At 33.5% G+C, this 8,246-nt stretch carries 8 protein-coding genes and 1 tRNA gene; 4 read left to right on the top strand and 5 right to left on the bottom strand.

The features are described from left to right. Positions 1-243 precede the first annotated feature (243 nt). Positions 244-666 (bottom strand): hypothetical protein, encoded by a 423-nt coding sequence (locus NBT05_RS16945; protein WP_265771089.1) that lies wholly within the window; start codon positions 664-666, stop codon positions 244-246. Positions 667-967: 301 nt separating this feature from the next. Next, positions 968-1,255 carry a TetR/AcrR family transcriptional regulator gene (locus NBT05_RS16940; RefSeq protein WP_265771088.1) on the bottom strand — a complete coding sequence of 96 codons (288 nt, stop codon included), beginning with the start codon at positions 1,253-1,255 and terminating at the stop codon, positions 968-970. Positions 1,256-1,423: 168 nt separating this feature from the next. Between NBT05_RS16940 and NBT05_RS16935 the strand changes: the two genes are divergently transcribed. After that, the gene (locus NBT05_RS16935) at positions 1,424-1,732 is read left to right on the top strand and encodes a hypothetical protein (protein WP_265771087.1); all 309 of its coding nucleotides are present in this window, start codon (positions 1,424-1,426) and stop codon (positions 1,730-1,732) included. 253 nt (positions 1,733-1,985) lie between these two features. Here NBT05_RS16935 and NBT05_RS16930 read toward each other — a convergent pair. Further along, positions 1,986-2,059, bottom strand: a tRNA-Arg gene (locus NBT05_RS16930). 142 nt (positions 2,060-2,201) lie between these two features. Between NBT05_RS16930 and NBT05_RS16925 the strand changes: the two genes are divergently transcribed. Beyond that, positions 2,202-2,714: an adenine phosphoribosyltransferase gene (locus NBT05_RS16925; RefSeq protein ID WP_265771086.1), complete on the top strand. Its 513-nt coding sequence runs from the start codon at positions 2,202-2,204 to the stop codon at positions 2,712-2,714. Between the two features lie 197 nt (positions 2,715-2,911). On the opposite strand, the gene NBT05_RS16920 is transcribed toward NBT05_RS16925, so the two are convergent. After that, a complete protein-coding gene (locus NBT05_RS16920) occupies positions 2,912-3,685 on the bottom strand; it encodes a hypothetical protein (protein ID WP_265771085.1) in 774 nt (257 codons plus the stop codon). A 508-nt stretch (positions 3,686-4,193) separates the two neighbouring features. On the opposite strand from NBT05_RS16920, the gene NBT05_RS16915 reads away from it, so the two are divergent. Together NBT05_RS16915 and NBT05_RS16910 are read left to right on the top strand one after the other, a co-directional pair. Beyond that, positions 4,194-5,138, top strand: coding sequence for a calcium/sodium antiporter (locus NBT05_RS16915; RefSeq protein ID WP_265773264.1), 945 nt, complete (start codon positions 4,194-4,196; stop codon positions 5,136-5,138). Between the two features lie 402 nt (positions 5,139-5,540). Continuing rightward, entirely contained in the window at positions 5,541-6,950 is a 1,410-nt protein-coding gene (locus NBT05_RS16910; RefSeq protein ID WP_265771084.1) for an alpha/beta hydrolase family protein, read from the top strand. 195 nt (positions 6,951-7,145) lie between these two features. Here the strand turns inward: NBT05_RS16910 and NBT05_RS16905 are convergent, their stop codons facing one another. After that, a complete protein-coding gene (locus NBT05_RS16905) occupies positions 7,146-8,153 on the bottom strand; it encodes a glutamine synthetase beta-grasp domain-containing protein (RefSeq protein WP_265771083.1) in 1,008 nt (335 codons plus the stop codon). Between the last annotated feature and the right edge of the window lie 93 nt (positions 8,154-8,246).

The following is an 8,246-nucleotide window of genomic DNA, read 5'->3' as shown; positions in this document are numbered from 1 at the left end:
GAAATTAAAAATAGCCAAAGAATCTGACGGCAAATTGATCCTTTTTTTAGAAGAAAAACCTCGTGGCATTTGTATCTTTATTTAAACACCAAAATTTAGGGGTTCTAAGACAATCCTATCCTAAATAAATTTAGGGTACGGTAAATCTGACCATTTTACTGGTCTAAAATTACTTTTATGTTAGATTTCAGAAAAGAACCCTTGCATACATATAGCTAAATCAACATAAAATAACATGAATCTTCATATAAAAACTTGAATCTCTACGCTAAAAAGCCTCATTTTAGCTATGACCTTTAAATGAAATAAAATGAAGGCAGAGACTTGCAAGTATAGAACGGTAAATAAAATCGAAGAAACTTTATGGCTTGAACTCAACACCTTGTTGATTCGAGTTAGCTCGTTTTTGTGGAGTTCTGATGCTGTATTTTGTAACAGTTCGGTTTCAATCAACGATTTGTTTACTTGAAATATATATGCATAACCACCAATGGCGAAAAACATTCCTGCTACAAAAATGGCGTACATTAACCCTTTTTGCAAAGGAAGTTCTCTAAATTTCCAAAAAAGTATGGAACCTGCAACGATAAATGAAAACCCGATGAGCATAGCTATTATTGCTGTATGCTTTTCAATTTGATAGTAGTTTAAAATTATTTCTTTCATAATCTTAATTAATTGACCAATCAGTCGTTTTAGTTTATAATTTTATTTAAGACAGCATTTTCCATAAAAGCTCAAAACCCTTTTCGATTGTTTCATGCTGTTCTTCTTTCGTATGTTTTCGTAGACAAATGAATTGATAAAGCCCATATGTATGGCTGCTTATTAAGCTATAGATAAGATCATTCGGTAATTGTTGTATTAGTTTTCCATTTTTTGCTTGTTGAATGATTTGCAAATGTGGTTCCACGTATTTTTCAAAATTTGAACTCTCGACTTTGTTTTGATAAGGTGAAGTATGAAACTATTGCAAAAAATCAAATTTCGTCCTATGTTCTAGCGCCCGTGCAAGTAAAATAACGATTTGAAATTTTATCGATTGCTTTGCATCTAAACTTTCAACCAAATGCTTTTCGAAATATTCTCTAAGCTCCTCCTTTATCCATATTAATGCGGGCAATATTAGCTTTTCTTTGGTTGGGAAATATTGGAATAATGTACCGTTTACAACACCAGCGGTTTTAGCAATCCTGCTAGTCAATGCTCCATGGAAGCCGCGCGTTTCCATTAAAAAGTATAACGGCAGTTTCAATAAGTTTTTCCTGTTTGTTCATATATGATTGACTAACCAGTCACAATTATAAAAATTAATTTTGATTCGACAAACGGTTGTTTTTGAGTTGTAGATAATGCTAAGTTTATGAATTGGAGAGAGGCAAACAAACCTGAATAATTTGAAAATAAAGATTATAAGTCTTTCATGAGCAACGCTTTTATTAAAGAAAATAGTATATATGAAAATTATTTAAAAGGAAAGTGCTTTGTAATAACAAATAGAGAAGTAGGAATTCCTGAGAGTGTCCCTAATCTATTGAAAGGTTATTTAATACATAAATTAATAGATAGTTTTGAATTGTTTTTAACAGAAATAAATTCATCAACTGTTAAAGATATGTTTCGACATGATTCTACTTTTAAAAATGAAAACTTTTTTAAAATTGATATTCAAGGTTTTGATAAATTCCTGAATTACTTAGAGAGTAATATACCAGAATTTAAAAAATTATAAAATTTTTTAGGACAAACTATGCCATTAATATCAATTGTAGAAACTACTATCTCAGTAAATATGAACGTTATCAAAAAATTAATACTTTCTTCAAAAAAGGATTATAATTTCACAAATCTTGAGTTGAGTTAAGTTAAACGTATAGTCATTTATATCTTTCCATTGTTTTATAGTTTATGGACTAAATATGGACTAACCTATTTCAAATGAAAATGCAACAATCTAATTTTTAGATTGTTGCATTTTTTAATAGTGACCTCGACAGGATTCAAACCTGTAACCTCTTGAGCCGTAATCAAGTGCGCTATTCAGTTGCGCCACGAGGCCTTTTAAATTTCCATCAAAGTGGAAATCTCTAAATTTTTCAACTTATAAAAAATAACATATCATTTTATATAAGCGGGTGCAAATATAAAAAAAATCATGTCCGATGTACAATGTTTTTGCTATTTTTCGGTAATTTACCGGTATGAATCTTCAACCTTATATTCAGGATATACCTGATTTTCCAAAAAAGGATATTATCTTTAAGGATATCACTCCGCTTTTTAAAAATCAACAAGCGTTCCAATCAGCTGTTGAACAGTTAATTGCTATTTGTCCGGAACCTGGTAGCATCGACAAAGTAATAGGCATAGAATCCCGGGGTTTTATTATGGGATCTATCATCGCAAACCGATTAAACGCTGGTTTTGTTCCGGTACGTAAACAAGGAAAACTACCTGCTGAGGTAATTTCGCAAAAGTATGACCTGGAGTACGGTTCGGCTATTTTAGAAATACATAAAGACGCTATTCAGGAAGGCGAACGTGTACTTATTCATGATGATGTTTTAGCTACAGGAGGTACGGCAAAAGCAACCCAAGCTTTAATCGAAAAATTAGGGGGAACCGTGGTTCAGTTTAATTTCTTGATAGAATTGGTATTTTTAAAAGGAAGGGAAGGATTAAACGCACCTGTAGGAACGTTGTTAACGTATTAATTCTATAAATCACCCTAGTACATTTAAAAAGTGTTAAACCACCTTGACCGAATGGATTTTATAAGAATTATTATCTAAATGCATCAGAGGTAATAGTAAATAAAAAAAGTCCGGGTTTATCTAAAGACTTTTACTGTTTACAAAAAACTTTAGATGAACTCGGACTATCTGTAATCCTTTTTAAAATTCCAAGAAGATTATTTTTTAGTAGTCGCAATAACAGCACCATCTTTTGCTTTGTCACCATAAATACTAATAGCCGTAGCTGACTTTAAAAAATCTACGCTATCTATTTGATCATCTTTTGCTAATTGATCCAAGGTATCAAAATCACTTTCTTCACCGTCAATAATAATTAACTTATCCAGGTTTGGATCATTTTTAAATTGGAATTTTTTAGTAGTTCCTCTGGCATCATTAAAAAAATCTTGTAAAGAACTCATACCATTCATATCCTGCATATTTTCAAACATACTCATAGAATTCATAATTTGATCTTTAAAATCCGCCATATCCATCGCTAATCCGCCATTCTTCATAATACTATCCAGAGATTTGAAAGAAGGATGAGTAAAATTAGATTGGTTTTGCCAGGAAGCAATATCAAACATCCCGGAATTCGAAATAAATAAATTATTGTCTTTATACCCTAATTCCAAGTCTTCAATAGGTCGATTGGAGTTGGCCGTATAATTACTTTGAGAATTCCCTTTTTTTAGGACAATACTTAAACCTGTAATTTCCTTTTGATCATTAAATTCTATTTTTTTAATGATCAACTCTATATCATTTTCAGCAAAAAAATCCTGTAGATCTTCCAGTTCTTTTTCCGTCGTACTTTTACTAATCGTTGCAGTAATGGCATCAGATACTTGAACCTTTTCAGTATAAGGCTGATGAGTAATGGCATTTGTTACTATTGGAGAAAGCATACCTAGTACACAAGCTCCTATGATCATTGTTTTTTTCATACTAGTTATATTTATTTTATTTACGATTTTCAGATTCCGGTGTTGCAAAATACATACCAAAATAGATACGATGCTAAGCCAACGAAAAATTGACATCTACACTTACCTTATCACCTAATGGCAGTACAAAAAAAGGATACTTTATAAGAAATAGAACTTCTTTTATTATTTGTAAACATTAGTTTTCGGTTGAAACAAGTAAAAGTTTAGAAGGCATAGTAAGATAAGGTAATTCTAAATTTTGAACTGTTTGGAGGTTGCTTTTTCACTTCTTTAAAAGTAATTTGTTCTTTAACGTTAATATTTATTACAATATTGAATTTCAATACTATAATGATTAGTCTTGATTCTTGTTTCTAGAAGCGATAGCGACCTGCCCGTCCGCAGGCGGGTCTTGAAGCTTTACCAGACACTTAGGATACCAAAAGAGTCTACATTCCTAACAGATGCATCTTTGCAACTTATCAAGTTGTAGTATATTCGCATGGATTAACAATTGCATATGTGGATTAATATCGGTCTGGTAATTTTAGGTTTTTTCCTTTTAGTACTAGGAGGGGAGTATCTTGTAAGAGCTTCCGTAGCCCTTTCGTTTAAATTGAACCTTTCTAAAATGGTCATCGGCCTGACCGTAGTTTCATTTGCTACCTCAGCACCCGAATTATTGGTAAGTTTACAAGCGGCACTAGATGGGTCGGCTGACCTTTCTTTAAGTAATGTTATCGGTTCTAATATTGCAAATATTGGATTGGTATTGGGGATTACCGCTATGATTTCGACCCTTGCCATAGACCGGGATTTCTTTAGGTACAATTGGCCCGTCATGGTAGGCTTATCTATAATATTATATATATTTCTGATCATAAACGGAGTACTAGATCGATGGGAAGGATTTATTTTATTATTATTATTGGCGGTATACCTGTTTTTTCTAATTAGGCGCGCAAAAAAAGAAGAATTACCAATTGATGATGAAGTGGATACTACCTTACAACAAGTATCAAATTTTAAAATGTACCTCTGGTTGCTAATTGGCGGCGTAGCCCTTTATTTTGGATCTGAATTTCTAGTACAAGGTGCAAAAGAAATTGCCTTATCCCTGGGAGTAACTGAAGCAGTTATTGGTCTCACCATGGTAGCCGTAGGAACCAGTGTGCCTGAGCTAGCTGCTTCAATAATTGCGGCACTTAAAAAGGAAAAGGCGCTGTCTTTAGGAAATTTAATTGGTTCCAACATTTTTAATATTGCTTCTGTCTTGGGAATTACTGCCGTTATTCAACCTATCCGTGTGGCAGACGAACGATTAATTAACGTCGATATTTTCTGGATGTTAGGATTTGCATTGTGTCTTTTGCCTTTAGCTTTACTACCTCAGCGAATGCAAATCGGTAAGTTAAAAGGACTGGTAATCTTCGTATGCTATGCTGGTTTTGTAGTAATGGCTTTTTTATAGCTAAAATAGTATCAAATAACACCAAAATTTAAGGTATTCATTATTAGTGTCCGTTTAAAACAAATAAAAGTTTATAAAGTACATCCTACATTAAGTTAAAGTGATTCCAAATTTCTAAAGGTTTGAAGATTGCTTTTTTACTTATTTAAAAATAATTTGCTTTCCTTAAAGTGAATGATTTTATGATATTAGTTTCTAGAATTTTAATAAGTAGTCTTGATTCTAGAAGCGATGGCGATCTTGAATCTTTACCAGAAACTATCAATCTTTAGTATTAATTAAGCCATAACAAACCGTTTACACCTTTAAATCAACCGTTGCACATATTCTAAAATACTTTATATACTTAAATATTACTTTTATAGAAGAAGTTAAATCACTTGGAAATATAAAAGCATCATCATGATCAAAATTCAATTATTCTTACATTTTATTTTTACCCTTGTTATTACTCATACAATATCCTCACAAAGTATGATAGGGGTATGGAAAGGAAATTTAAAAACACCTGCGGGAGAATTACCTTTAATCTTAAAAGTCACCGAAGAAGGTAACGAAACTAAAACCGTCTTGATTAGTCCGAAACAATCCCCTGCTGAAATACCCACATTACTTAAACAACATAAATCAGACTCTGTCACTATCACAGTAAGATCACTAAATATTATATATAAAGGAAGACTACAAAACGACCGGATGGAAGGTGTTTTTAAACAGTCCGAGTATACCACTCCATTAACTTTTATAAAAACGAATGCTCAAATTGCTAAACCGTCACCGCGAAAGCAAGATCCGAAGCCTCCGTATCCTTATATTTCAGAACAAATAACGTTTACCAATAAAAATGCAGGAAATATCGAACTTTCAGGTACGTTGACACTCCCTAAAGAAGTTAAAAATCCACCGGTAGTGATATTAATTTCCGGTTCCGGACCTCAAGATAGAAATGAAGAGATTCTGAATCATCGCCCCTTTCTGATACTTGCTGATCATTTGACCCGTCGCGGAATTGCAGTTTTACGCTATGACGATAGGGGTACTGCAAAAAGTGAAGGTGTTTTTAAAGGAGCAATTACTTCGGATTTTGCTAGTGATGTAGAAGCTGCCGTCAGTTTTCTTACAAACAGAAAAGACCTGTCCGTCAGTAAGATCGGTTTGATTGGACATAGCGAAGGGGGGCTAATTGCTCCTATGGTAGCTTCGACAAACAAAGAAATTAAATTTATAGTACTATTAGCAGGTCCCGGAGTCAATGGAAAAGAAATCATAAAATCCCAAACCCGGAAGTCACAGGAATTGGCTGGCACCCCTGAATCTTTTATCAGTACTAATGATCAGTTTATGGAAATTGTATTATCTGAAATTATAGCAGAAGAAGATCCTGTGCAAACAGTTCAACGTATTAAAAATAGAACCGAAGCATATCACGCTACCTTAGATACGGTTCTGCAAAGTCAAATACCCTTACAACTCATTGAGAAACAAGCAAAACAATTAGCAAATGATCCCTGGATGCGAAATTTTTTAAAATCCGAACCAAAAAACTATTTATCTCAAATAAAAATACCGGTGCTAGTATTAAATGGTTCTAAGGATATTCAAGTCATTCCTGAACTAAATCTACCTGCAATTAAGAATATCTTAGAAAGTTCAGGTAATACGGATCATACCATAAAAGAGTTAGAAGGTCTTAATCATTTGTTTCAAAAATCAGAAACCGGAGCTACCAGTGAATACGGTACTAATGAAGAAACTTTTAATAAAGAAGCACTTCAACTTATCTCTGATTGGGTGTTAGAAAAATCAAGATAGTTTTTTCTAGGTCACCCCATGGTTCGACGGCAAGTTACAAGTTATCTTGACAAATCAACAGGTTATAGAAGTATCCAGACGGCAATCCCTAAAATTTAAAAAACAACTGGAACTATAAAAAAACACCTCTAAGTATAAAAATATACAAAGAGGTGTCTTACGTTTAACAAAATAGACAAATTTTAACTGTCAGAATTATACATCTGCAGACTTTACTGTTTTTACAATTCTAGCAGCAATTTTATAAGGATCACCATTAGATGCGGGTCTACGGTCTTCTAACCAACCTTTCCAACCTTTTTCTACGGTAATAATCGGGATTCGGATAGAAGCACCTCGATCCGATACACCATAAGAAAACTCATGTATAGATTGCGTCTCGTGTTCACCCGTTAATCGTTGGTCATTAAACTCACCGTATACTTCAATATGCTCTTTAGTTACTGGTCTAAAGGCTTCACAAATCTTTTCATAAACCTCTTTTGACCCGCAAGTTCTCAAGATAGAATTTGAGAAATTTGCATGCATTCCGGAACCATTCCAGTCTCCCTTGATAGGCTTAGGATGGTATTCAATATAATATCCGTATTTCTCCGTAAGACGGTCTAATAAATATCGGGCAACCCAGATTTCATCACCGGCTTCTTTAGCACCTTTAGAAAATAATTGAAATTCCCACTGTCCACTGGCAACTTCCTGGTTAATTCCTTCAAAATTTAAACCTGCATTAATACATAAATTAGCATGTTCTTCAACAAAAGCTCGTCCGTGAGTATTTAACCCACCTACGGAACAGTAATACATTCCCTGAGGACCAGGATAACCCCCTACCGGAAATCCTAGTGGTAATTGCGTCTTTTTATCCATGATAAAGTATTCCTGCTCAAAACCGAACCAAAAGTCTCCATCATCATCAATAGTAGCCCTGGAATTAGATTCATGTGGAGTACCATCCGCATTTAAAACTTCGGTCATCACTAAATAACCGTCTCTTCTTGCCGGATCCGGATAAATAGCAACAGGTTTTAATAGGCAATCAGATGAACCACCCTCTGCCTGTTTGGTAGAACTTCCGTCAAAAGACCATATCGGGCAGTCTTCTAACTTACCACTAAAATCATCTTCAACTTTAGTTTTACTTCTTAAGTTGGCAGTAGGCTTATACCCATCCAACCAAATGTATTCCAATTTTGACTTACTCATAATAAAAGACGTTGTAATTTAATTCTTAAAGAATTCAAAAATAAACTGTCTTTTAGAATAACCAAAAAAAATAAGGGGTTAAAATATAAAATT

The sequence above is a fragment of the Aquimarina sp. ERC-38 genome (genome assembly GCF_026222555.1).
GTDB lineage: Bacteria > Bacteroidota > Bacteroidia > Flavobacteriales > Flavobacteriaceae > Aquimarina.
The sequence above is the reverse complement of the archived record's forward strand: the minus strand, read 5'-3'. Positions and strand labels throughout refer to the sequence as shown.

What these genes read in the sequence shown, in the direction of transcription:
- NBT05_RS16945 (WP_265771089.1), bottom strand. Translation starts at nt 666, where the DNA reads ATGAAAGAAATAATTTTAAACTACTATCAAATTGAAAAGCATACAGCA.
- NBT05_RS16920 (WP_265771085.1), bottom strand. Translation starts at nt 3,685, where the DNA reads ATGAAAAAAACAATGATCATAGGAGCTTGTGTACTAGGTATGCTTTCT.
- NBT05_RS16910 (WP_265771084.1), top strand. Translation starts at nt 5,541, where the DNA reads ATGATCAAAATTCAATTATTCTTACATTTTATTTTTACCCTTGTTATT.
- NBT05_RS16935 (WP_265771087.1), top strand. Translation starts at nt 1,424, where the DNA reads ATGAGCAACGCTTTTATTAAAGAAAATAGTATATATGAAAATTATTTA.
- NBT05_RS16905 (WP_265771083.1), bottom strand. Translation starts at nt 8,153, where the DNA reads ATGAGTAAGTCAAAATTGGAATACATTTGGTTGGATGGGTATAAGCCT.
- NBT05_RS16925 (WP_265771086.1), top strand. Translation starts at nt 2,202, where the DNA reads ATGAATCTTCAACCTTATATTCAGGATATACCTGATTTTCCAAAAAAG.